21 protein-coding genes are annotated in these 23,798 nt (G+C 53.4%); 14 read left to right on the top strand and 7 right to left on the bottom strand.

Annotated features, from left to right (window positions below):
* Positions 1-17: 17 nt before the first annotated feature.
* The 9 genes from KI379_RS06820 to tdh all read left to right on the top strand — a co-directional run bounded on the left by KI379_RS06820 (position 18) and on the right by tdh (position 11,195).
* A complete protein-coding gene (locus KI379_RS06820) occupies positions 18-1,130 on the top strand; it encodes a GNAT family N-acetyltransferase (RefSeq protein ID WP_089546461.1) in 1,113 nt (370 codons plus the stop codon).
* Positions 1,127-2,452, top strand: a complete 1,326-nt coding sequence (locus tag KI379_RS06825; protein WP_179231909.1) for a hypothetical protein — start codon at positions 1,127-1,129, stop codon at positions 2,450-2,452. The genes KI379_RS06820 and KI379_RS06825 overlap by 4 nt, the downstream gene beginning before the upstream one ends.
* Positions 2,364-3,458 carry a glycosyltransferase gene (locus tag KI379_RS06830; protein ID WP_212983153.1) on the top strand — a complete coding sequence of 365 codons (1,095 nt, stop codon included), beginning with the start codon at positions 2,364-2,366 and terminating at the stop codon, positions 3,456-3,458. Before KI379_RS06825 ends, KI379_RS06830 begins: the two co-directional genes overlap by 89 nt.
* A 23-nt stretch (positions 3,459-3,481) precedes the next feature.
* Complete coding sequence (locus tag KI379_RS06835; protein WP_089546463.1) at positions 3,482-4,768, top strand: hypothetical protein; 1,287 nt, start codon at positions 3,482-3,484, stop codon at positions 4,766-4,768.
* Positions 4,765-6,150, top strand: coding sequence for an O-antigen ligase family protein (locus KI379_RS06840; protein WP_089546464.1), 1,386 nt, complete (start codon positions 4,765-4,767; stop codon positions 6,148-6,150). The genes KI379_RS06835 and KI379_RS06840 overlap by 4 nt, the downstream gene beginning before the upstream one ends.
* Before the next feature lie 24 nt (positions 6,151-6,174).
* Positions 6,175-7,743: a right-handed parallel beta-helix repeat-containing protein gene (locus tag KI379_RS06845; RefSeq protein WP_089546465.1), complete on the top strand. Its 1,569-nt coding sequence runs from the start codon at positions 6,175-6,177 to the stop codon at positions 7,741-7,743.
* Positions 7,744-7,820: 77 nt separating this feature from the next.
* Positions 7,821-9,077 carry a beta 1-4 rhamnosyltransferase Cps2T gene (gene cps2T / locus KI379_RS06850; protein ID WP_212983154.1) on the top strand — a complete coding sequence of 419 codons (1,257 nt, stop codon included), beginning with the start codon at positions 7,821-7,823 and terminating at the stop codon, positions 9,075-9,077.
* 56 nt (positions 9,078-9,133) lie between these two features.
* Positions 9,134-10,018, top strand: a complete 885-nt coding sequence (rfbA, locus tag KI379_RS06855) for a glucose-1-phosphate thymidylyltransferase RfbA (RefSeq protein WP_089546466.1) — start codon at positions 9,134-9,136, stop codon at positions 10,016-10,018.
* A 73-nt stretch (positions 10,019-10,091) separates the two neighbouring features.
* Positions 10,092-11,195, top strand: coding sequence for an L-threonine 3-dehydrogenase (gene tdh, locus KI379_RS06860; RefSeq protein WP_089546467.1), 1,104 nt, complete (start codon positions 10,092-10,094; stop codon positions 11,193-11,195).
* A gap of 78 nt (positions 11,196-11,273) precedes the next feature.
* Here the strand turns inward: tdh and KI379_RS06865 are convergent, their stop codons facing one another.
* The 3 genes from KI379_RS06865 to KI379_RS06875 form a co-directional block, all read right to left on the bottom strand.
* A complete protein-coding gene (locus tag KI379_RS06865) occupies positions 11,274-12,284 on the bottom strand; it encodes an ABC transporter ATP-binding protein (protein ID WP_076169572.1) in 1,011 nt (336 codons plus the stop codon).
* A gap of 88 nt (positions 12,285-12,372) precedes the next feature.
* A complete protein-coding gene (locus KI379_RS06870; RefSeq protein ID WP_212983155.1) occupies positions 12,373-13,173 on the bottom strand; it encodes an ABC transporter permease in 801 nt (266 codons plus the stop codon).
* Positions 13,170-13,946, bottom strand: a complete 777-nt coding sequence (locus KI379_RS06875; RefSeq protein ID WP_089546469.1) for an ABC transporter permease — start codon at positions 13,944-13,946, stop codon at positions 13,170-13,172. Before KI379_RS06875 ends, KI379_RS06870 begins: the two co-directional genes overlap by 4 nt.
* A 344-nt stretch (positions 13,947-14,290) precedes the next feature.
* Here KI379_RS06875 and KI379_RS06880 point away from each other — a divergent pair, with 344 nt between their 5' ends.
* Together KI379_RS06880 and KI379_RS06885 are read left to right on the top strand one after the other, a co-directional pair.
* On the top strand, positions 14,291-15,550 hold the full coding sequence (locus KI379_RS06880) for an MFS transporter (RefSeq protein ID WP_212983156.1): 1,260 nt from the start codon (positions 14,291-14,293) through the stop codon (positions 15,548-15,550).
* Between the two features lie 477 nt (positions 15,551-16,027).
* Complete coding sequence (locus KI379_RS06885; protein ID WP_212983157.1) at positions 16,028-17,452, top strand: NAD-dependent succinate-semialdehyde dehydrogenase; 1,425 nt, start codon at positions 16,028-16,030, stop codon at positions 17,450-17,452.
* 153 nt (positions 17,453-17,605) lie between these two features.
* Here the strand turns inward: KI379_RS06885 and KI379_RS06890 are convergent, their stop codons facing one another.
* From KI379_RS06890 to KI379_RS06905, 4 genes are all read right to left on the bottom strand, one after another.
* Positions 17,606-18,790 (bottom strand): foldase protein PrsA, encoded by a 1,185-nt coding sequence (locus KI379_RS06890; RefSeq protein WP_212983158.1) that lies wholly within the window; start codon positions 18,788-18,790, stop codon positions 17,606-17,608.
* A 221-nt stretch (positions 18,791-19,011) separates the two neighbouring features.
* Entirely contained in the window at positions 19,012-20,022 is a 1,011-nt protein-coding gene (spoVAD, locus tag KI379_RS06895) for a stage V sporulation protein AD (protein WP_089546472.1), read from the bottom strand.
* Positions 20,023-20,030: 8 nt separating this feature from the next.
* Positions 20,031-20,513, bottom strand: a complete 483-nt coding sequence (gene spoVAC, locus KI379_RS06900) for a stage V sporulation protein AC (protein ID WP_076168467.1) — start codon at positions 20,511-20,513, stop codon at positions 20,031-20,033.
* Positions 20,514-20,525: 12 nt separating this feature from the next.
* Positions 20,526-21,386, bottom strand: a complete 861-nt coding sequence (locus KI379_RS06905) for a DUF421 domain-containing protein (protein ID WP_076168465.1) — start codon at positions 21,384-21,386, stop codon at positions 20,526-20,528.
* A gap of 145 nt (positions 21,387-21,531) precedes the next feature.
* Between KI379_RS06905 and KI379_RS06910 the strand changes: the two genes are divergently transcribed.
* The 3 genes from KI379_RS06910 (at position 21,532) to KI379_RS06920 (ending at position 23,791) form a co-directional block, all read left to right on the top strand.
* Positions 21,532-21,738, top strand: coding sequence for a DUF1657 domain-containing protein (locus KI379_RS06910; protein ID WP_094593650.1), 207 nt, complete (start codon positions 21,532-21,534; stop codon positions 21,736-21,738).
* Positions 21,739-21,950: 212 nt separating this feature from the next.
* A complete protein-coding gene (locus tag KI379_RS06915; protein WP_244879213.1) occupies positions 21,951-22,592 on the top strand; it encodes a phosphatase PAP2 family protein in 642 nt (213 codons plus the stop codon).
* A 116-nt stretch (positions 22,593-22,708) separates the two neighbouring features.
* The gene (locus KI379_RS06920) at positions 22,709-23,791 is read left to right on the top strand and encodes an AI-2E family transporter (RefSeq protein ID WP_076169571.1); all 1,083 of its coding nucleotides are present in this window, start codon (positions 22,709-22,711) and stop codon (positions 23,789-23,791) included.
* Positions 23,792-23,798 lie beyond the last annotated feature (7 nt).

Below are 23,798 nucleotides of genomic sequence, written 5' to 3' on the forward strand. Positions count from 1 at the left end.
AGATGGAGTGAACTAGCATGAAGACGCAGGTGATTCGAAGCAGAGAAGAGCTTCCGGCATGGGAAGGGCGCTGGCGGGAGCTCGTGAACCATATGGAAGCTGCCGAGGTGTATGATACCTGGGAGTGGCTGGAGGCGTACATACGGCATTTGTCCAAACCGGATCAGGAGCTGTTTATTGTGGCCGTAACCGATCGGGACCAATGCATTGCGATTGCACCGCTGTATATCCTAGGGCAAAAATGGCATGGGATGCGAATGAGATCTCTTCGCTTTATCATACACGGAACCGGTGAATCCGGAAGCATCCTATTACATAAGGAGTATAATTACGCCAGGATGATGAAGGAAATATCGGAGTGTTTACGGGAGCACCGGCACGAATGGGATTGTATGGACTTATACAATCTTCACGCCCATCATCCAGTGGCTGGGCTGCTGGGCCAGGCTTTCGGAGACTGGGCAGAGCTGTACATAAAGCCGAGATCCGTGGCTCCTTATATCAATTTGAAACTGTACAACCCGCACAAGCTGGAGAACAGCCGAATCAAGGCGATTGAACGGAAAGAGCGAAAACTTCATCAGGACCGCGAAGCACGAATCGTGATTGATGTACCGTTTGATTCCGCTGTCTGGGATCGTTTCACGGCGCTGCACAAGCAGAGGTGGACGGACAGCATGTTTCATGAAAATAAGATGATGGCCTTCTATCGGGACATCATATCAAAATACCAGGGTACGGACCGGGTTAACTTCTCTTATCTGGAAGTGGAAGGATGCATGGCTTCGGCCTGGATGACGGTTCGCTATAACAGTAAGGTATATATGTATTTGACCGCGTTCTCTAAGGCTTACGCCGAGTACGGCGCCGGTCTCATCCTGGTCAACCGGATGATGAAACATTATTCCCGTGAGGGCATTAGGGAGATCGATTTTATGCATGGCGTGCAGGAATACAAATTTTATTGGTCTGACTCGGCCAGAATCCATTACCAATACCGTTTGGTCAAACGGGACCGGCGCAGCAGCCTGCTAAGGGCACTTAGTTTATTGCAGGTCAACAAGGAACAAATCAAATCCTTGTTCGAGGGGAAACGGGAGCGCAGGATTATCGGTAAGGAGACAAAATGATGCGAATCGAACTGTGCAAATGGTATAACGGTGCGGCTTCGCCGGTATTGTTCATGATTGATGATCTTGCGAACGCCTGGGTGGATACGAATAGCAACGGAAAAGTGGAATGGGGCGAGGATTGGGGTTTTTTCAGAAATGAAGACCAATCCTCGTTCCGCTTTTTGGAGGAGCGGATATTACGCGAATATCCGGACGTCAAGGTGACCTTTTTTGTTCCGGTCGGCTGCAGAGTGGGGATGGTGATTGAACCTCAGCTAACCATGGTTTCCGAACCCATCAATGCGACGGAAGACAGCAGGGCGTTTTTTAGGTTCATTCACCACCATCCGAACTACGAGCTCGCATATCATGGAACAACTCATGGAGTTCCTGGAAGGCTTGCTGCGGATTTCCGCCAGGAATGGGCTTCTTTCGGCAGTCTGGACGAGGCCCTGCAACGTATAGGTGAGGGATTGCACATCTTTGAAGATGCGGCGGGCGCAAGACCTCTAGGGGGAAAATACTGCGGATATACCAGCAACGAATTTTCCGACGAAAGTATTAACAGCTCCGGCTTCACCTGGTGGTGCAGATACTGGAACCGCGGATTGGAGTCCGGCATCTCCGATCCGACTTTCGGGACGGACCCCGATCCCCTGACCAATTACGATATCAAGCGTTTTGGGAGCCGCGGAGTTATTGACATTCCATCCACCGTGAATGGCGCGCTGCTGAACGGTGCGTTCGGATCGGTCCGGTCCCCTAAAGGAGCGGTGAAGCGTATGCTCAGGAAGACCTATATCCGGCAGAAGCTGCGCAGCGTGGATGCGCTTATGGAGCACCAATTGGTTATCAGCATCCAGGAGCATATCGCCCCTTCGCGTGATGACGGTAAACGGCAGAGTCCCAACATTTTCGACGACAGTGCGAGCCTGATCCAGCTGTTCAGCTATTTGAAGGGCAAAAATGTCTGGTACTGCACCGGTTCGGAGCTGGCGGATTACGTGAATACCAGAGACCATTCCGTCATCGAACATATGGCGGACGGCCGTTTTAAGCTAAGGCATGAAATGGAACACCGGGGACGGACATTGTCGCTCAGGTCCCGGGATCTGCCTTCCTTCCGGCTGCGGCTACCCGATGGAACATCGGTGCAGGCTGTAAACGGCGTCGTTAATATTCCGGTACTCCCGGGAGAGTATACCGTCATGACACCATTGGGCGAGGAGAGCCCGGAAAGGGGAAGAGCCAGTGAAGGTGCTGTTCCAGACAAGATTCAATCTGTTCACCCGAAAAGGCGGGGACACCGTCCAAATCGTCAAGACCAGAGAGTTTATTGAACGAAAATATCCGGACATCCGGATTGATATTAACAGCGATCCATCGGTGGACGTATCGGGTTACGACCTGGTCCATATTTTCAATTTACTCCGTCCGCAGGAAACAAGCCTGTTCGTGCAAAATGCCAAAGCCCAAAACAAAAAAACGGTTCTATCTACGATCTATTGGCGGAGCCCCGAGTTTGAGAAGCAGGGCCAATTCGGATTGAGGAGGATGATCAACCGGCTGATCGATTACGACGGAATGGAAAAAATCAGAGCTTTGTACAGGTACTACCTCGACGGCGAGAAGCACGATGGCACAAAGCAGTTGATCCGCCGGGGATACACCCGTCTGCAAAGGGACATTCTCGATCAGGTCGATCTTCTGCTTCCCAATGGAGAAGGCGAGATTGAGCTCATCCGGAACGTGCTGAAGCCCGGCAAACCGATCCGATATCTGGTTGTGCCGAATGCCATTGACGCCGGTTTGTTTTGGTGTGAGCCGCTGCCGGATCGGGATCTGGTGCTCTGCGTCGGCCGGTTCGAGCCGCGCAAAAATCAGCTGAACCTGATCAAGGCGTTTCGCGGCCTTCCTTACAAGCTGGTGCTTGCAGGAACGGCGCACAGAACGCAGCAGAAATATTTTGACGCGATGAAAAAAGCCATTGGAAACAGCAACGTGCAGATCGTTCCCGAAATGGAACATGATGATTTAAAAGCATGGTACCGAAGAGCCAAAGTTCATGTTCTACCCAGCTGGTACGACACGCCCGGGCTTGTTTCCCTGGAAGCGGCTGTCAGCGGTTGCAATATCGTTGCGACGACGAGGGGAACGACTCGGGAATACTTTCGGGATGACGCCTTCTACTGTGAACCGGGCAGTGTCGAGAGTATTCAGCGTGCCGTCATGCAGGCTTTCCAATCGCCCGGAAATGAGCAGCTTCAGCGTAGAATTGCTGCTCACTATACTTGGGAGAAGGCGGCGGAGAAAACGGTGGAAGGATACCGTCAGCTGTTAGGATAACGTGTGCGGGAGGTAAACAGAGGATGAAGAACACCATGATCGTCATTTCCGATTATACAGAGGGAGAACCAGTAGTGGCGTCGGTCCGGTTTGAGGGGCTAATGCGCCACTTTCAAGAGCAATACCGGCTGGTCGTGATCAGCGACGGCAAGCACGGAGCCCGGCCAAGCCGGTTCTCCAATATCCACTTGGCGTACGCATCGCCGGTCAGCTCGTTCACCCAGACATTGAAGGACGGCGAGAACGCCGTCCGCAAGCATCCTTTGAAAGATCGGGCAGAGAAACTGCTGCGGAACAAGTGGGTATTGTCGGCCTGGAGAAATTACAGGTACAGCCGGTTCAAATTCGTCCGAATCAATCCCGCCTTGTTCAGGCAGCTGGACCAACTTATGGAGCAGCAAGAGATCCAGGCGGTGTTTGTCACGGTGCCTGACGTTTACGGTCTTTATATTCTGGACTACATTAAGGCCAAGTGCCCCGGGGTTCCGGCGATTATTGAAATTCGCGACATTATTAATCACAGTATCGGCGAAGGCCATCCCCGCCTGACTTACCGCCTCGCGGAGGCGAAGCTGGCCAGGCTGGCTGACGGTGTAGTGGCCGTCTCTCAAGGGATTGTGCGTCATTATCAATCCGGTACGGACAGAATTCCAGTAGTGCTGATCAAAAACGGTTTTGACGATACGCAATTCACAGACTGCCGGTACTTGCCTTTTACAAGCGGACCGCCCGAGTCATTGAGTCTGGTTCATCTCGGATCTATTTATAAAGGAAGAAATTTGAAAAGTTTGATTGAGGGTCTCCGGGCGTATCACCTGCAGTCCGGCGTACGGATCCGCTTCGATTTGATCGGACTGCTCGATCAGCAGGCGTATGAGGACCTTCATAGCGTAGACCTTACCGGCATCGGGGTGAATGTCCGGGTACTCGGCAGCATGGATCACGAGAAGGCAGTCCAGCGTCTGAAGGAGGCCGATATTGCCGTGATCCTCACGCACCCTCGGGGGAGTGATTATGCGATTCCGGGAAAGACCTTCGAATATATCGGGGCATGCAAGCCTATCCTGGCGGTCACCCGGGATCCGGAGCTGATCTCCCTCGTAGACGGGCGTTATGGCGAATGCTGTGCCCATGATGCAGAAGCAGTGGCTTCGGGGATGAACCGAGTGATCGACGGTCACTATGACTTTTCGGATCGGGGAAGGTATTCCAGAAGCCGGCAGGCCCAATGCCTGCTTGATTTTATTGGGGACATCAGCCGGGTCGCACAAGGGGAACGGACTTTTCGGGCCCCGAGACCGTTGCCATGATGGTGCTCTTGCTTATCATTCCCGTTCTGGTATTAGGCTTTCTGGTAGCGGTCCACATTATTCCGGCAAAAGGGATGATCGCACTGGCCATCGGCATGGTGCTTCTGGCCGCGGTCAGCGGGATTCAACTGAGTGCAGGCTTCCGTGACGTTCACGTGGATCTGACTTTTTTCGTCTTGATGGCAGCGGATTTGTCCCTGATAGTGCATCTCATGCTCCGCAGGCGAATTCATCGCTTGGGAAACGATAGTTCCGGCCTCGCCAGACTGCAGACCGTATCCATCTTCATCGTGCTCCTTCTGCTGGTGCTCGTATTCCAAGGGTTTGTTTCGGAAATCTACGAATCCGGACTGTACGTGTATCATCTGAATGTGTATGTAAATATACTCCTGATGGCATCCCTGCTGTATATGTTGGCAAGGATGCAGCTGAACGCTTCTTGGCTGCTGCAGCTCATCGTCGTCTATTCCCTGGCCAACTCCCTGCTCGGCATTCTTCAATATGTTACGAACCGTTCATATTTGCTGTTCGCAGCCGAAGATTCGATCAATTACTATGAAGGCGTCAAGGTCGCGAAGCGGGTCGTCGGGTTTGTCGGAGCAAGCAACGGCGCAGGGAACCTGGCAGCGGTGTTGTTTCCGGTCCTATTGATGTATTTTCTGAACAAGAGAACGTTTTTCGGTGCGGCCGCACTTCTCCTGAATCTGCTCTTTTTATTCCTTACATTCACAAGGATCGGTTACTTGTCTGTGTGCGTGCAGTTCCTAGTCTTTTTACTTACCGGTAAAATCGGCGTGCAGTATCAGCTACTGAAGAAGCTCGGTATTGTGATGTTTGCGGCTTTGGCCGGGTTGATCATCTATCAGATGTATTTCGACCAGCTGAATCAGATCTTGTTTCTCGACCGGGGCAATACCGAATCGCACCGTTTTGTCCAGTTTTACGAAGCGTTTGGGATCATGAAGGAGCACATGGGAATCGGCCTTGGCGCAGGTCAATATATCCCGTATATGCAGATTCATCATGGGGTTAACGACATCGCCCTGCACTCCCAGTTTTTGAATGCCTTTGTAGAACTCGGAACGATTGGCGGGATTCTATTTTTCACCACATACGTCTTGCTCTTCTTGTGGAGCCTTCGCTTGTATAAAGGGGAGAGGTGGTTTCCACTTTGTTTGTTTATCGGAAATTTTATCGTCGCCAATTTTAATCCGAATCAATATTACAGCCTCTGCGTTTATACCTTTTTTATCATCGCCTTCGGCTTCGTTTTTGCCAGGAGGGGCATTAACCGCAGACAAAATGGACCAATGGAGGCGTCAAACTGCCCGAATCAAAGAAATCCGGCCGCCAATATAATGCTAGTGAACGAGGGGGTATAACCATCATCGATCAGGGAGGCGTTTATGATGTCCGGAGGAGAAAACGGGGATCCAAGCAAGCCATTGTCCGCTTCATTCGCTGATCCTTCCCTGGGGGCGGGAATCAATGTCAGGCTATTCGGAGCCAAAGGCGACGGCGTGACGGATGACACACCGGCGATCCAGCAGGCGATCAGCAGCATTTCGCAGACCGGGGGAACGATCCTTATTCCCGATGGAGTGTATAAGGCCAACATCACGATCAGAACGTCCAATATTTATATTACGGGCACCGGCACTCTTAACGGCTGCATTAATCTGTATGGGACCCCGACGACAAACGACCGGTTCACCGGGACTGGCAACGTGAAGATCGACGGCATTACCATTCTGGGGGACAAAGTCCGCAACGGGGTTAATATCAGATGGTATTACGGTGTGCTGATTACCAATGTCCGATTTATTCAATGTCTGAAAGCGATCTATTTTGAAAAGGTGAACAAAACCCAACATTCCTCCCGATACACAATTACGAGCAATCAACTGATCGATTGCAATTACGGCCTGTATGTGGATTATTCGCCTCCGGATGACGGTGGAAACCATGTCGTGGGGGACGTGAATTTCTCCAACAATATGTATGAATCTAGAACGAACGTCCGTGGCGCTTTCGGAAATATGTATCATATTTGGGCTAAAGGCATTGACGGCCTCATTTGCAAAGGGAACACCTTCTTCTTCGGCCATACTGGAATGGAGAAAAGCAATATATATATTGAAAACTTCAACTGGGTGGTTATCGAAGGAAACCATCTCTTTGAAGCGGTCGACAGCGCGGTGATCGCACGTGACGGATTTAATCTCGTCGTTGCGAACAACAATGTGGCATGGGCCCAAAAATACGGCATATTCCTCTCCGCCATTGTCGGCGGCGTGATCAACGGAAATAACCTTACCTGGAAATCCGGTGAAGACATTGCATCGACCGGTGTCTATATTGAGAACAGCCCCTATTTTATCGGAAATATATCGAATAACAACCTGTTTTTCCCCGGCATATATGCTATCCAAATCAAGGACAGCTCGTTTATCAATATAACCGGCAATAATGCCCGCAGCCAGTATGGGAAAAACCAGCCGCTACTCATCAACAGCCCGGCGACATGCACCTCCGTCAGCGTAACGTCCAACCAATTTACGAATTATCCGCAGGGAACGCTCAATCAGGGATACTACTCGGATACACCGGTCAGTACGAACTATCTCAGCGGAAACACCGAGGGCTTGCCAGCCGTGCCCCTAAAAGGGGTCTTGTCCGAGGAATATCGGGCTTTTACCAATAACGAAACGGCGGTTGATCTGTCCAATCTGACGTTGGCGGTCTTCGCGTGCAGCAAACCCACCGTTGTCACGCAGTTGACGAAAGAAAATCTGTCGCAATCCCTGCCGCGGATGATCGTTATTTATTCCTATACGAGTAATTTAAGAATTTCGCGCCAAATTCCTGGCGTGAAGCTGAAAGGCTCGGGATCTTATGTATCTTTTCCGGCTGATTCCAGTATGACGCTGCTGGTATACGGGTCTCAGATCATGGAGATATCGAGAAATTTCTAGGATGGACGATGCTAGAGGGACCCCAGCGGGTCCTTTTTTTTATCCCGATAAATTTTTTTGTAAAAGAGGTAGGTCAGATGACAACCCATGTGTTCATTATCGGTTCCAAAGGAATACCGGCCCATTACGGCGGGTTTGAAACCTTCGTCGACGAGCTGACAAGGAGGAAAACGGCGCAGGACATCCGCTATCACGTATCATGCCTTTCCGATCGGGAAGGGGAATTCATATATAATCAGGCACGGTGCTTTCAGGTCAAAGTACCGAGCATCGGCAGTGCGAGGGCTGTGCTGTATGACCTGATGAGCCTGGGGAGATGCGTGGAGTACATCCGGAAGCACCGACTGACGGGCAGCATCGTTTATATCCTGGCCTGCCGGATTGGACCGATGTTCGCGTTTTATAAACGAAGACTGGAGCATATGGGAGTCACTGTGCTCGTTAACCCCGATGGGCATGAATGGAAGCGGGGAAAGTGGAGCTTACCAGTCAAAACCTATTGGAAAATATCTGAAAGGCTGATGGTCAAGCACTCCGACCTGCTGGTATGTGATTCCCGGGGCATCGAGCAATATATTCTGGAAGATTACGCCATGTACCAGCCGAAGACTACATTCATTGCGTACGGAGCGGACGTTGCTCCTTCCGTCATGAGTGAAGGGGACGAGGAGCTGGTTCGATGGATGGAACAATTTCATATCACGCCGAATCAGTATTATTTAATGATCGGGCGCTTTGTGCCCGAGAACAATTACGAAATGATCATTCGAGAGTTTATGGCTTCAGGCAGCGACAAGGATCTAGTGATGATTACCGGAGCAGAACAGAATCCGTTTTATAACGAGCTTCTGAAGAAATGCCGGTTCGATTTGGATCCCCGCATCAAATTTGTTGGAACGGTGTACAACGCCCCTCTATTAAAAAAGATCAGAGAACTTGCATATGCATATTTCCACGGGCACGAAGTAGGCGGAACGAATCCGTCACTGCTCGAGGCTCTGGCTTCAACGAAGCTTAATTTGCTGTACGACGTTATATTTAACCGGGAGGTCGGCGGGGAAGGAGCTCTTTATTTTTCATCCGATCCCGGGTCGCTTACCGCGCTGATTCAAGAAGTGGATCAGTATGAAGGAGCTAATGTGGAGGAATGGGAAGCAAGGGCCAAAAACCGGATCAAAATGGAATACAGCTGGGAGCACATTGTGGATGCCTATGAGCGGTTATTCCATCAATACAGCTATAGTCACAGTCCCAGCCGGGCATTCCGCCCAGCACGGCGAACCGCCGGAACGACTGAAGTGGAGAAGGCTGCCCAAACCGGACAGAGCAAATAAAAGGTCAAGGTCTGCTGTTATTCAAAGGCTGTTAAAAGAGAGGGGATGTTTGTCGCTTGAAGGGAATTATTTTGGCAGGAGGCAACGGCACCCGGCTTTATCCGCTGACCCGGATCATCTCCAAGCAGTTGCTACCGGTCTATGACAAGCCGATGATTTATTACCCACTATCCGTGCTGATGTTAGCCGGTATACGGGAAATTCTGATTATTTCGACACCGAAGGATACGCCGCGTTTCGAGGAACTGCTCGGAACGGGAGAACAGCTGGGGATTCGACTGACCTATGCGGTACAGGAGAAGCCGAATGGACTGGCCGAATCCTTTATTATCGGCGAGGACTTCATTGGCGCGGACCGGGTAGCCCTCATCCTCGGCGATAATTTATTTTATGGACATGGACTTACAGAGATGTTGGAGCAAGCCGGGAACCGCGAGGAGGGAGCGACGATCTTCGGCTATTATGTCCAGGACCCGGGCCGTTTTGGTGTCGTTGAGTTCAACGAAGGGGGCAGGGCTGTTTCCATCGAGGAGAAGCCACAGTTTCCGAAGTCGCATTATGCGGTGACCGGCCTGTACTTCTATGACCGGGAGGTCGTGGATATCGCCAAAAGGATCACCCCTTCGGCGAGAGGGGAGTTGGAAATCACCGATGTCAACCGTGCTTATTTGAACCGGGATCAACTGAACGTTGAAATTTTGGGAAGGGGGTTCTCGTGGTTCGATTCGGGCACGCATGAGTCGCTGCTGGAGGCTTCCCAATATATTGAAGCCATCGAGAAGAGACAGAGCCTGAAGGTTGCGTGTCTGGAGGAGATTTCGTTCAGCAGGGGTTATATAAACAGCGAGCAGCTGATGTCGCTTGGTACAGGAATGAACAACGCTTATGGCAGTTACTTGATTAAAGTGGCCCAGGGCAGCGTCAAGCCAGTTTATATGTGATTTTCCGAAGCAAACATCAGCGTTAAGTTTCAGATATTCCGCCTAGTCGGCGTAAATGAAGGTGGGAGCACTCGTGCATAAAACAATGATTGGACTAGTAAAAGAAAACCGCGGACCGGGAGCCGTGTTGAAAGAGGTTCCGGTTCCTGCCGTTGGCCCCGATGAGGTACTGGTCAAAGTGATGACCAGTTCGATCTGCGGTACAGACGTACATATATATAACTGGGATGCATGGGCGCAAAAATCCGTTACAGCCGGCTACGTGTTTGGACATGAATTTGCCGGCATCGTGGTGGAGATCGGAAGCGCGGTAACAGATGTCAGCATCGGGGATCACGTATCGGCTGAGGGTCACATGGTGTGCGGGAAATGCCGCCCCTGCCGGACGGGCAATTCCCATGTTTGCCTCAATACACGCAGCTTCGGCATTACCGCACCGGGTTGCTTCGCCGAATACGCCTTGGTAAAGGCGGACAATGTGATCCATAACCGTCTGGATCTCCCCTTTGAACTGGCTTGCCTTCAGGATCCGCTTGGCAACGCGGTTCAAACCGTCCTCTCCGGGGATATCGTTGGCAAATCGGTGGCAGTGATCGGCGCCGGACTCATCGGCCTCATGTCGATTGCGGTAGCCAAAGCTTGCGGCGCGAGCAGGGTCATTGCGGTTGACGTGAACCCATACCGGCTCGACATGGCCCGCCAGATGGGAGCCGATGTTGTAATTGACAGCTCTGTGGTGAAGCTGTCCGAAGCAATCCGGAATCATACCGCAGGCGAGGGGGCAGAGGTCGTGCTGGAAATGTCCGGACATCCGGAAGCAATCCGGGAAAGTATGATCGCCGCAGCCCATGCGGGCAGGATATCGCTGCTCGGCATTCCGACCCGTGAGGTGCCGCTCGATATGGGCCAAATTATTTTCAAAGGCCTTCGGCTGGAAGGTATAACAGGACGGCGCATGTATCAGACATGGTATCAGCTGAAGGGTCTACTGGACAGCGGGGCGCTGCATTTGGAGCGCCTGGTGACCCATACATTCACCCTGGACCGCTATGAAGAGGCGTTTGAGCTGATGCGGCAGGGACGGTGTGGCAAAATCATTTTCCTCCATGATTTCGTGAGCCGGGGGGAGATGGGGGGTAACGCCAGCCGAGATGTATATCAGGAATTGCCGCTATAACTAATCAAGCCGGCCCCTATTTTGGGGACCGGCTTGATTAGGCGCATGCCTTAATAACACTTGTCTCGTGAATTGTCCTCAGTAAACTTTATGGATCACATCCTCGAACGCCGGCTCTTCCGTATGGATGTCGGCTGCTTCGCCCCATGCGGACATCTCGCGCAGAATGTCCACCGCACGGATCTGCTGGCGGTTCGCTTCAACCCGGACGTAATCGGGTCCGGTCTCGACGACGCGGAACGCTTCCCCGGTGGGGAGGCGAACTTCCAGCGGGAGCTGGAGGCCCTCTCCTGGCGGTAGCGGGATGGACCAAGCTCCAGCGAAAGTTACCCGGATCGTCGTCGGAAGACCGATTTTCTCCCGAAGTTCATCAATCGTCCCGTCATAGCTGAGCTGCCCGTGGTTGATCACCATGACGCGCTCGCAGAGCTGCTCGATGTCGTCCATGTCATGGGTGGTCAGCAGGATCGTCTTGCCGAACTCGGTATTCAGCGTCTTCAGAAAATCGCGGATGCTGCGTTTGGCGGTGACATCGAGGCCGATCGTCGGCTCATCCATGAACAGGACGTCCGGATCATGCAGCATCGAGGCTGCGATGTCGGCCCGCATCCGCTGTCCTAGGGACAGCTTGCGCACCGGCGTCGTCCAAAATTCCCCCAGGCCGAGCAGCTCGGACAGCTGTCCGAGACGCAGGTCCCGCTCCTTGTCCCCAACTTTGTACATATGGGCCAATATTTCGTATGAGTCTTTGACCGGCAGATCCCACCACAGCTGGCTTCGCTGCCCGAAGACGACGCCAAGGCGGCTGACGACGCGTCGCCTGTGCCGATGCGGATCGACCCCGGCGATGCGGACTTCCCCGGATGACGGATGGAGAATGCCGGTCAGCATTTTGATCGTCGTCGATTTGCCCGCACCGTTCGGCCCGATATAGCCGATAAAATCCCCCTGGTTGATCGTAAAGCTGATATCTTTAACCGCTTCCTTGACGCGGTATTCCCGTGTAAACAAGGTGCGGATGCCCGCGAAGCTCCCCTCCTTGACCACAGGCGTTTTAAACTGCTTGTGCAGCCCCCTGGCTTCAATCATCGGCTGGGGCCGATCCTTATCCGCCGACCGTTCCAACTCCGTTCGTACGGCTGCTTCTGTCATGATTCCCATATCGATCTTCTCCTTTCTAGCTTCCGGTACTTTGGTAACGGGACATGCCGAATGTCCACAATTTCATGCTGGCGAAGAGGCAGACTGCCGCCACCAGGACGATGCCAAGCAGGACCCAGGCGCCCAGCTCCCCGCGCAGAATAAACAGCGAAGGTACATAATTGACAAAACCGACGGGAATGACGACGAGCAGGATGGACCGGAGCCAGACAGGATACAAGACCAGCGGGTAACGGACCGCGGTCTGGGAGGCGTCCTCCGTCAGGGTCTGCAGCTCATTGATTCGGGTCAGCCAGAACCCGGCAGTAGCGGTGGCGAGACCGATGGAGAACAGGATGGCTGCTCCCGTAAGGATCACCAGAAACGTGAAGGGAACCGCAATCCAGGTAATTTGCCCGGCCTGCATCATCCCGTGCAGCGCCCAGGTCAGAATAAACCCGCCCTGAAGCAGTTCCCCCGGCATCATCCGGAAGTTTTGCGACATCAGGGCAAGCAGAACGGGGACCGGCCGGGTCAGGAGCTGATCCAGGTCGCCTGACGTCAGGTAGTTCTCGAGATGATGAACATCATTGGCAAAGCTGCGGTACAGCGCCTTGGACAGCGTCATGACGGCAAACAGGTAGCCGACTTCATAGAGCGACCAGCCTTTCACGGCGCCGAACTTGTTCAGCACGATGGCAATCATGAGAAACTCGGCGATCTGGATCCCGGCGGCCAGAAACATCCCAAGCAGAAAGTTCATCTTATACTGCATCCCGCTGCGGATGCTGGAGCGGATCAATACGAAATACAGATGAAGCCAATACCGAATGTTCATCCGCCCTGCACCTCCACCTTGCGGCGAACGACCGCCGTTACGCCAAGACAAGCCAGCGTCATCAGTACGCACCATACGAGAGAGCCCAGCAGCCGGGAGGCATCCTCAAACCCGAGGTAAATCCGGGTCGGTACGTAAAGCAGGTAAGGATAGGGAGAAATCCAGGAAACCGTTTGCAGCCAGCGCGGCAGCCATTCCACCGGAATGAAGAAGCCTGCCAGCAGGTTGATCAGGGCATGGTTCATCCAATACAGCCAGCTGGATTCCGTGGTCCACAAGGCCGTAGCCCCGATGATGTAATTCATGCAGATCGATAAATAGGCGGCCGCGGCCAAACCGGCCAGTGCCAGAAGCAGGGTGGTGACTTGCTGCGGAAGCGACAGGGAGAATACGAGGACGTACAGCAGGTAGATCGGAACGGACTTGTACACAAACTGGTACGCGATTTGACCCCATTCCCGGCACATCAAATGAACGAACAGATGAACCGGGCGCATCAGATCCAGCGAGATCTGGCCTGTCCTGACCGATTGGGGAATGCCTAGCCCATTGGTCGTAAATCCCGAAATCCACAGCGACGCCTGGGTAAAAGCGATGTAGCCGATCATCCCGTGCACGCCGTATTCGCCGAGCGGCCTGTCCTGGCCGATGCCGATCCAGATGCAGGCATACAGGTAGCCGAACAGGGCGCTTGCAACGTTGTGCAGCATATGGGCCCCGCGGTACTGCAGGTTGCGCGCATACGCTTTTGAAGCAAGTGAGAAATAAAGCATTACACACCTCCGATAAGTTTTGTGGCGACGAGAACCGTCAACTTCAGTCAAGGCGGGTGAGTGAGAAGGATTTCCATCATACCAAAAATAGGTTGGCGGTACAAGGAAAAGTTTTCGGCCGGAGGCGGATACATCCTTGTCTGCTGCCATGCGCATGCAGCGTCATGACATTCCACTATAACGCTTTCTTGCCTCTTTTACCACGTGATTTCCCACAATTATTTTTGTAATCAGAGGCGGTCTGGCGCATATTGACTTGCCCTTCCTTCCGAGTAGAATGGGAGCAAAGACGAAGTGAAAACAACAAAATGATTCGGTTTGAAGGCACCGGAGGAGAGTACCCGATGATATCATTCAAGACGCGGCCGCAGCACCGCCGCAAGACTTCCATGCAGCGCAGAAACCTGAGGGTAGCCAGCCTGGAAGGCATCCCGGCCGTGATGTTTATGACCCTGCTCGGCGGGCAGTTTTTGACCGGTTATCTGCTGTACCTTGGCGCAAGCTCAGGTGAGATTGGATTCGTGCTGGCGATCACGACTTTTGTCAATATCGTCCAAATTTTTGCCGCGTATCTGATCCAGAGGCTGCGCAGCCGGAAGTGGACGCTGGTGCTGTTCGTAGCCGTGCACCGGGTCATATGGGGGAGCACCGGTCTCGTGCCGTTTATTGTCCCGAAGCCTTACTGGGTGCCCGCGTTTATCGTATTGTACACGGTGGCCTTCATGTTCAATACGCTGGGGGGCATCCTGTGGAACTCGCTTATCAGCGATATGGTCCACCCCAAAGTCAGAGGACGGTACTTCGGCATCCGGAACACGATTCTGAATGCGCTCGGAACGCTGGTGATGTACGGGGGTGGAGTCATCCTCGATCATGAGCCGGGCGGAAAGGGATTTCTGCTGCTCTATATCATCGTTTGGGTCTGCATTGTGGCCAATATCGCCGTGTTCTTCTTCTATCCGGACATTCCGTTTGAGCGGTCCTCGGAGAAGCGTTTTATCCCGATGCTGAAAAAACCGCTGCGCGACGCTTCTTTTCTGAAGGCGACGCTCTTCCTGGCCGGATTCCTGTTTTTGCAAAACCTGGTTGTGCCGCTGTATTCGTACGTCATGCTGGAAATGCTGCACATCAACTACAAGACGCTGTCGCTGCTGAACGTGCTGCAAACGGTGTCCATGATGGCCAGCTTCTATGTGTGGGGTAATCTGAACGTTCGACACAGCAACCGCAGGCTGCTGTTCTGGACGCTGCCGATCATCGCATTATCCTGCCTATGCTGGGGGCTGCTGTCGGTGCTGCCGATGCTGCCTGTGCTGATTGCGGCACACATGATTTTTGGCATCGGTGTCGGCGGATTCAACCAGCTGGCGTTCAATTTCATGATCGGCGACACGCCGAAGGCGGAGCGTCCGATGTATATGGCGATGTACGCGGCGATTACGGGTGTCGCAGCATTCTTTGGCCCACTGATCGGTGGCAATCTTTACGAGCTCATCGGCCACTGGCCGGAATGGACCCGGATCTATGGCGTGCAGATCGTCGTCGGCCTGAGCATGCTGCTGCTGACGGTCAGTCTTGGCCGGAAGATTCTGCGGAATTCGTGAGGGCTCGAGAAAAAGAGGCGAGGGTTGAAACTGGCACGGGGCGGTCTGAGTTTATATATCCTGCTTGTCGATAATATTCCTAATAGAATACGAAATGGCTGAGGTACCTCCCATAAGAAGACGGCAAATTGAGCTTCCGTCTTCTTGAGGGAGGTTTTTTGTTGCTTTTAAGTTATGCGGACGCACGCAGCAGCGGAGAGATCGAAGCCATTCCGAAAAAGCGAAGCGGTCGCCTTTGTCCCCGAATATCCACCATTGAAATAGATTCAAGGATATTCGGGGGCAACAGCGATTGGAGGAAGGATTCGAGCGCGGAGCGTCCTCACAACCGCCAAACACTGCGCTACGAGTAAACGCCTCACACCTGCCGAGCAGGCACTTCAAGCCCCAAACCAAAGCCGGCTTTTCGCGTGAACCTTCCATTCGGGGGTATAATGAATAAGTAGAGGTGAATTTAGGAGCAGGGAGGAATCATTTATGTTTATCAACCAAATGTATATAAATGGGGCCTGGAAGGATGCCGCGGAGCACCTCGACGTCCTGAACCCGGCCACCGGTGACGTGATCGGCACCGTACCGAACGGCGGAGCGAAAGAGGCTGGCGAAGCCGCGGATGCGGCTTATGAAGCGTTCCCGGCATGGTCCGCGCTGACGGCGGACGAGCGGGGGGCGCTGCTGATGAAATGGCACGGACTGATCGGCGAACATACGGACGAGCTCGCCCGGATTATGACGACGGAGCAGGGCAAGCCGCTGAAGGAAGCCGCCGGGGAAATCGGCTACGCGAACAGCTTTATTTCCTGGTACGCGGAGGAGGGCAAGCGCGTCTATGGGCAGAGCATACCGGCCTCGTCCGCTTCGCAGCGGATCTGGGTGCAGAAGCAGCCGGTCGGCGTCGTGGCGGCGATCACGCCATGGAACTTCCCGGCGTCGATGATTACCCGCAAGGTTGCGCCGGCGCTGGCCGCCGGCTGCACCGTCGTGATCAAGCCGTCCGAGGAGACGCCGTATACGGCCTTGAAGCTCGCAGAGCTCGCACACCAGGCCGGACTTCCGGCCGGCGTGATCAACGTGGTGACCGGCGAGGCGGCAGCGATCGCCGGCCGCTGGCAGCAGGACGAGCGGGTGCGCAAAATTTCCTTCACCGGCTCGACCGCCGTAGGCAAGGAGCTGATGAAGGGAGCAGCCGAAACCGTCAAGAAGATTTCCTTGGAGCTTGGCGGACACGCCCCGTTTATCGTGACCGCCGCGGCGGATCTGGACAAAGCGGTGGATGGGCTGATCAAGTCCAAGTTCCGCAACGGCGGCCAGACCTGCGTCTGCACCAACCGGGTGTATGTGGATGAGCGGATCGCCGGCGAGTTCACCCGCAGAGCGGCGGAACGGACGGCCGCGCTTCAGGTAGGCAACGGCATGGAAGAAGGCGTGGATATCGGTCCGCTCATCAATGCCAAAGCGGTGGACAAAGTGCTTCGTCAAATTGAGGACGCCAAAGCTAAGGGCGGGATCATCGTGACGGGCGGCGAGGTGCTGCAGCATTCCGGCGGACACTTCGTGCAGCCAACCGTGATTGAACAGGCGACCGACGACATGGAATGCATGGTACACGAAACATTCGGACCGCTTGCTCCGATTACGACCTTCCGTACGCTGGAGGAAGCCGTGCAGCGGGCCAACCGCAGTCCTTACGGGCTGGCCGCTTACGTCTTCACGGAGCGGATCCAGGAGGCGCTGTACGCCGCCGAAGCACTCGAATACGGAATCGTCGGCGTAAACGATCCGCTGCCTTCCACGGCGCAGGCTCCGTTTGGCGGGTTTAAGCAGAGCGGACTCGGACGGGAAGGCGGCCATTTCGGCATCGAGGAATACCTCGAGGTCAAATATGTATCGCTCCGGCTCTAACCGGAGGAGCTGCCTAAAACGCTCGGTGCACTGCCCCAACATCCGGGAAATGCACCAGGCAGAGCTCCGGCCAAGATCTCATGCAAGCCGCCAATCAAAGACAAAGAAGAAGCCCGAGGTGATGATCCTCGGGCTTCTTCACTAACAAAGCTGTTATTTCGTTGTATTTGCCGCTGTATCGGCTGCGCCTGCGCCTGCAGCCGTATCGGTTGCCGCGTTAGTCGAATCGTCCAGCGAGTTGGTGATTTTGGCTTTAGATTTGAGGTCGGCAATCCAGGTCGACGCTTTGGAAGAAATGCCTTGCGTGATCAGCGTTTCCTTGATGTCAGCCTTCTTCTCGTCAAGCGTAGCCGTATGAGCCGCTTTGCGGTCGGTAACCTTGATGATATGGTAGCCGTTGCTGGACTGCACGATGCCGCTCATTTCGCCCTTTTGCAGCTTGAACGCCGCTTCTTCAAACGGTGCTTCCATCACACCTTTGGCAAAGAAGCCTAGGTCGCCGCCGTTGTCCTTGGAGCCTGGGTCGATCGATTTCTCTTTTGCCAGCGTGGCGAAATCGGCGCCTCCCTTGAGCTGCGTCAGGATGCCTTCGGCTTCTTCCTTCGTCTTCACCAGAATGTGGGAAGCTTTGACTTCTTCCGGCGTGTTGAAGGATGCTTTATTTTCATCAAAATATTTCTTGATATCGTCGTCGGTCACTTTGACTTCCGGTTCGAGCAGCTTGCGGATTTGCACCTGCATGTTCATTTGCTTCTTCAGGTCTTCCACCGACATGCCCGACTGCTGCAGAGCCATCTGGAATTCCTCGTCGCTGCTGAAGCCCTTCTTGATATCGTCCATTTCCTTAGTGACGTCGGCATCGGTTACTTTAATGCCTTTTTTGCTGGCTTCCTGGTTGACCAGCTCTTCCGTAATGAGGCTGTCCAGCGTCTGTTTGCCGCCAGCGTCCACCAGTGCGTCATAGAGCTTGTCCTTTTTAATGTCCGTGCCGTTGACCGTCGCTACCGTCGGGTTGCTACCCGAATTAAAAGGAGGCTTGATCAGCACAATGACGAGAATGACGGCAAGCACGAGCGATACGGCCATCCATACCTTGCCAGTTCCGCCGGACCATGCTTTCGGAGCAGGACCGGACGCCGCAGCAGACGCTTTGGGAGCAGGCGTCTTCTCTTTATTCGGCTTCGCCGGCGTCTCGCCGTCGCGTTTCATTTCGCTGAGGACCGGTGCGCCGCTCTCGGAAGGGGCTGCCGGTTTGCTGGTCCGTTCAGATGATTCCCCCGTTGTTTCGGTATTGTTCAGCTCTTCGTTGTTTAACGATTCTCTTTCTTTGTCTGTCATTAAATCTTGTCCTCCTTTAATATATGCAAAACGCTTATGGGTTCACTTTACCAGATTTGCCGTAAATAATCCTTAAGAAGACATAAATTGTGACAGATTTTTTTTAATCCTGTTTTAAGATTCGGCTGTTTGCGGCGGTTTTAATCAGGAAGCAGACGATGTGGCCAAATAAAAGACCGCTCCGGACGGAAATGCCCCGGGAGCGGCCATAGCTATATGCCTTATCTTTGCCGTTCAATTGATACAGCGTGCGCAATACAAGGAATGCTCTCCTTCTGCTGATAGGAGAGGGGGGAGAGCAGGGCACCTGTCGCCACGACGAGGATGCGGTTCAGCTCGCCGCGCTGCATCCGGTTCAGCAGGTGGCCGTACGTCACGACCGCCGAGCAGCCGCAGCCGCTGGCCCCGGCCTGAACATTCTGCTTACCGTAATCGTAAATCATCATGCCGCAGTCCGAATAGGTCGTCTGATGAATCGGAATGTTATGCTTCTTCAGCAGATCGTTGGCGATTTGATACCCGACCTTGGACAGGTCGCCGGTAACGATCAGGTCGTAGTAACCCGGCTCGATCTGCAGGTCGCGGAAATGCGCTTCCATTGTGTCTACCGCTGCCGGCGCCATCGCCGCGCCCATATTGAACGGGTCGCTGATGCCCATGTCGACCACCCGGCCGATCGTGGCGGAAGTGACGTATGGCCCGTCCCCGTCCTGCGACAGGACGACCGCGCCGGCCCCGGTCACCGTAAACTGAGCCGTGGGGGGCTTTTGGGAGCCGTACTCGGTCGGATACCGGAACTGCTTCTCCACGCTGGCATTATGGCTGCACGTTCCGGAGAGCACGTATTTTGCCCCGCCCGAGTTGACGATATAAGAGGCCAGCGCGAGGCTCTCCATCGACGTGGAGCATGCGCCGAACAGGCCGAGATATGGAATGGCCAGCGTTCTCGCGGAAAAGCTGCTGCTGATAATCTGGTTCATCAGGTCGCCGGCGAGAAAAAACTGGATTTGCCCCTCGGTCAGTCCGGCGTGCTGCACCGCCATTTTGGCCGCTTCCTCCATTAAAGCCTTTTCGGCTTTCTCCCAGCTGTCCTGTCCCAAATACATGTCGCCGTGGATGATATCGAAGTCGTCGGCCAGCGGACCCTGACCCTCAAACGGGCCGACGATCGCCGCTTTCGACTTGATGGAAGGCTTGTTCTCGAACACCCAGCTTTGATGGCCTTTCAGCATATGAATCCTTACCCCCCTACAATATTAGGATCAAAAATGATGTAGGCGATGCCGACGCAAAAGGCTGCGACCGAACCGAACACGATGACGGGTCCGGCAACCTTGAAGATGCTGCCGCCGATGCCGAGCACGAGCCCTTCCCGGCGGTACTCGATCGCCGCCGAAGCCATGGCGTTGGCGAAGCCGGTGACCGGGACGGCGGTTCCAGCGCCCGCCCACTGGGCAATTTTGTCATATACCCCCAAGCTGGTGAGAATGACGGAGATGATGATCATGACGCCTACGGTCGGACTCGAGGCCGCCTTTTCCTCAAAGCCCCACCAATGGATAAACATCTGCTGCACCGCCTGCCCGAGCAGGCAGATGAGGCCGCCGACGAGAAAGGCCCTGTATAAATTTTTGAACGTAAACTTGCTGGGCTCGCGCTTTTTGGCCAATTCCTGGTATTCCTGCTGGACAGGCGTCAGTTTCTTTTTCTTTTTGCTGACCATGATGCTTCACTCCTAACGGGTTAATAATGGCTTGACGTCCGAGATAACCTGCTCCAGCTGGGCGGACACCTGCTCGTACATCGCCTTGTTCTGCTCGTTTTTGGTCGAAAGTCCGTACATCTCCAGGTCCGCCTGGCATTTTTTGAGATCTGCATACAGCATCGCTTTCTGCTGCGGCTCGGGAACCTTGATCTGATCGTCGAAGAGGTCGACGTACAGCTGTCCGTACGCATCCACCTGCCCGATAAAGACGTTGTCCAGCGATACGCCCAGCTTTTCGAGCTCGGTATGGATCCAGCGCCGGTTCAGGCCCCTTGTAGCCAGCGGCTCGTCCATGATTTTGCCGTCCAGAATGACCGTCTGCGGCTCGCTCTCCGGCCCGACCTTGATGCCGAGATGGGTGGGGGTCAGCGGTTGATTTTCTTTTTTCATCAGCACGTTGATCTGTCCGTTCGGCTCCATGATCGCAAACTCGACCTCCGCCGTTTTAAAGGCGTTTTTCCCGCGGAGTTGCTCCATAAGCTCTTCGTTCGTCAGCCGCTCCTTCTTCAGATTGTCCTCCATGATCTTGCCGTCCTTGATCAGCACGGTACTGGTGCTGTCAATGAAATCCCGGGCTTTCTTGCTCTTTAACTGCAAAAATTCAATCATGAGCGAAACGGCTACCCACACGGCGAGGGAAATGACGCCAAGGTACCAGGTGGCTTTCAAATCAAGCGAGATGGAGGCCGCCAGGTCACCGATCGTGATCCCCGTAATGTACTCGAAGAAGGACAGCTGGGAGATTTGTCTTTTGCCCAAAAGACGGGTCAAGGCAAACAGAAAGACCACAGAAGCCAAAGTCCGAACGATAACCTCTATCCAATCCGGCATATCTATAAATTCCTCCATTCCAGATCTTTGCTTTAATCGCGGATAACAAAATTATTTGCAGCATCTTCTCGTTTTATGAATTTTTTGAATTCAGGCAGGTTAGATTATGTTTCGTACTTATCCTGTAAAGGAGGTGAAAGTAACAATGACCGTTGCATCCCAAGTCAAAACGACACTTGCATCCCTGAAAAGCGCCCAAGCGAGCTTGGAGACGTTTGCTCTCGGCACGCAAAACCAGGAAGCCAAAAACCTGTTCACTCAAGCTGCACAGCAAACCCAGCAAATCGTGCAGCAGGTGGAAAGCCGGGTACAACAGCTTGAAAACGAGGAGCCTCAATATAAAGGATTCTAATTCTTTAATTGATCCCCCACATCAGGCCATACCGCTCCAGTCCAATAACGTTTTGCCTTAAGCACCGGCTTTGCCGGTGCTTTTTGCTTATGCTGCAGCTGGCAAATTCTGCTTCCGGATAAGCGTGACAAAGGACGGGTCTTCATGGATAATATTAAAGTCATACCGCATGGCAGAAGCGGGGGTTTGTAGAGAGAGGAGTACATATAGATATGAGAGCAAATCAAGGACGGCTGAATAAGCTGTTAGTTATGAGCCTGGTACTGGGCGTGCTGTTCGTGATCATGATGGTCCTGGTCGGAGCGGACCGGATCGCCTGGTTTGACCAATCGATCATCGATGCAGTTCAGGGGATGGAGAATGAGGGGTTGACCCGGATCATGAAGGGCTTCACCTTTCTTGGGTCATCGCTTGTAGCGACGCTGCTGAGCGTGATCGCGTTCCTGTTTCTGTGGCTGGTTTTGCGGCACCGCAAGGAGCTGCTGATGTTTCTCTTGTCCGTGGGAGGATCGGAAATTTGGAATATCATCATCAAAAATTGGATGCAGCGGCAGCGCCCCACCATGCACCGGCTGATCGAAATCAGCGGATTCAGCTTTCCGAGCGGGCACTCGATGGCTGCGTTCGCCCTGTACGGGACGCTGACCTACTTGCTGTGGAGGCATATTCCCGCGCTGGCCGGAAGAATTGCGATGATCGTTATCGGGGTGGCCCTGACGCTGCTGATCGGGATCAGCCGGATCTATCTCGGGGTGCATTATCCGAGCGACGTCTTCGGCGGGTATTTGGCGAGCGCAACGTGGCTGATGCTGTCCATTTATATCTTTGAAAAGTACTGGAAGCCGAGGCCATAGGCGCCAGGAAATGAAAACCGTACATCAGGCGGCAGAAACTTGCATGAAAACGCCTCGCTCGCGTAATATGATTGCATAAAGATCTTTTAAAGGAAAGGGTGTATGGCTTCGGTCCGATGACGTCGCTAAGAGATTTTATTCAACTGCCTGCCGTTAAAAAAGTGATGGTCCTCATTTTGCTCGTGCTGTTTTTGTATGTCTTCCGGAGCATGATGAACCTCATTCTGATTACCTTCATCATTACGTACCTGGTGAACCGGATTCATTCGTCGCTCACCCGGCGGTTTACGAACCGAATGGGAATCAGCAAGAAGATCGCCGTACTAATCATTTATGCCGTCTTTCTTGGAGCCCTGTCGATCGGAACCTATCAATATGCTCCGAAGCTGCTGGGTGAACTGAACGTGCTGATCAACCAGGTTATTTCGTTTTACAGCAAGCCGCTGGAGCTTACCGACAATAAAGTCATGGACTACGTGCTGGAATACATCCATAAGATTGATATTTCGCAGTACGTCAAGCAGGGCTACAACCTGCTGACCGGAACGATCTCCAACATCGGCAAGTTCGGCATCAATTTTGCCATCGCGATCATCATGAGCTTGTTCTTTATGCTGGAGAAAGAGAAAGTGACCCATTTCACGGATAAGTTCAGAAGCAGCAAATTCGCCTACTTTTATGATGAATTAGCTTACTTCGGGAAAAAATTTACGTTTTCTTTCGGAAAAGTGATCGAGGTCCAGTTTTTGATTTCCATTATTAACGCAGCGGCTTCCACGCTGTTTCTGTGGATCCTCGGATTTCCCAACCTGTTCGCCCTCGGGCTGATGATCTTCCTGCTCGGCCTCGTGCCGGTCATGGGGGTGATCGTCTCACTGGTGCCGCTGTGTGCCATCGCGTTCAGCATCGGCGGAGTGATGAAGGTCGTTTACGTCCTGATCATGGTGGCCGTCCTGCACGCGTTCGAGGCGTACGTCATGAATCCAAAGTTTATGTCGGATAAAACGCATCTGCCGATATTTTATACGTTTGCTGTATTGATCATCTCCGAGCACTTCTTCGGGGTGTGGGGGCTTATTCTCGGCGTGCCGGTGTTCATGTTCCTGCTGGATCTGCTCGAGGTGCCGGTCAACGGGCCGAAAGATGAACCCGCTGGAGCCGCCAAGAAGAACAAAAAAATACCGCACAAAAAATCCTAACGGTTGA

Origin of the sequence: Paenibacillus cineris, assembly GCF_018333335.1 — a bacterium.
Taxonomy (GTDB): Bacteria; Bacillota; Bacilli; order Paenibacillales; family Paenibacillaceae; genus Paenibacillus_AQ; species Paenibacillus_AQ favisporus.

What these genes read in the sequence shown, in the direction of transcription:
- KI379_RS06875 (WP_089546469.1), bottom strand. Translation starts at nt 13,946, where the DNA reads ATGCTTTATTTCTCACTTGCTTCAAAAGCGTATGCGCGCAACCTGCAG.
- KI379_RS06870 (WP_212983155.1), bottom strand. Translation starts at nt 13,173, where the DNA reads ATGAACATTCGGTATTGGCTTCATCTGTATTTCGTATTGATCCGCTCC.
- KI379_RS06905 (WP_076168465.1), bottom strand. Translation starts at nt 21,386, where the DNA reads ATGCCGGATTGGATAGAGGTTATCGTTCGGACTTTGGCTTCTGTGGTC.
- KI379_RS06915 (WP_244879213.1), top strand. Translation starts at nt 21,951, where the DNA reads ATGAGAGCAAATCAAGGACGGCTGAATAAGCTGTTAGTTATGAGCCTG.
- KI379_RS06835 (WP_089546463.1), top strand. Translation starts at nt 3,482, where the DNA reads ATGAAGAACACCATGATCGTCATTTCCGATTATACAGAGGGAGAACCA.
- KI379_RS06920 (WP_076169571.1), top strand. Translation starts at nt 22,709, where the DNA reads ATGACGTCGCTAAGAGATTTTATTCAACTGCCTGCCGTTAAAAAAGTG.
- KI379_RS06880 (WP_212983156.1), top strand. Translation starts at nt 14,291, where the DNA reads ATGATATCATTCAAGACGCGGCCGCAGCACCGCCGCAAGACTTCCATG.
- KI379_RS06820 (WP_089546461.1), top strand. Translation starts at nt 18, where the DNA reads ATGAAGACGCAGGTGATTCGAAGCAGAGAAGAGCTTCCGGCATGGGAA.
- spoVAC (WP_076168467.1), bottom strand. Translation starts at nt 20,513, where the DNA reads ATGGTCAGCAAAAAGAAAAAGAAACTGACGCCTGTCCAGCAGGAATAC.
- KI379_RS06840 (WP_089546464.1), top strand. Translation starts at nt 4,765, where the DNA reads ATGATGGTGCTCTTGCTTATCATTCCCGTTCTGGTATTAGGCTTTCTG.
- KI379_RS06825 (WP_179231909.1), top strand. Translation starts at nt 1,127, where the DNA reads ATGATGCGAATCGAACTGTGCAAATGGTATAACGGTGCGGCTTCGCCG.
- KI379_RS06845 (WP_089546465.1), top strand. Translation starts at nt 6,175, where the DNA reads ATGATGTCCGGAGGAGAAAACGGGGATCCAAGCAAGCCATTGTCCGCT.
- cps2T (WP_212983154.1), top strand. Translation starts at nt 7,821, where the DNA reads ATGACAACCCATGTGTTCATTATCGGTTCCAAAGGAATACCGGCCCAT.
- KI379_RS06890 (WP_212983158.1), bottom strand. Translation starts at nt 18,790, where the DNA reads ATGACAGACAAAGAAAGAGAATCGTTAAACAACGAAGAGCTGAACAAT.
- spoVAD (WP_089546472.1), bottom strand. Translation starts at nt 20,022, where the DNA reads ATGCTGAAAGGCCATCAAAGCTGGGTGTTCGAGAACAAGCCTTCCATC.
- KI379_RS06885 (WP_212983157.1), top strand. Translation starts at nt 16,028, where the DNA reads ATGTTTATCAACCAAATGTATATAAATGGGGCCTGGAAGGATGCCGCG.
- KI379_RS06910 (WP_094593650.1), top strand. Translation starts at nt 21,532, where the DNA reads ATGACCGTTGCATCCCAAGTCAAAACGACACTTGCATCCCTGAAAAGC.
- KI379_RS06865 (WP_076169572.1), bottom strand. Translation starts at nt 12,284, where the DNA reads ATGATTGAAGCCAGGGGGCTGCACAAGCAGTTTAAAACGCCTGTGGTC.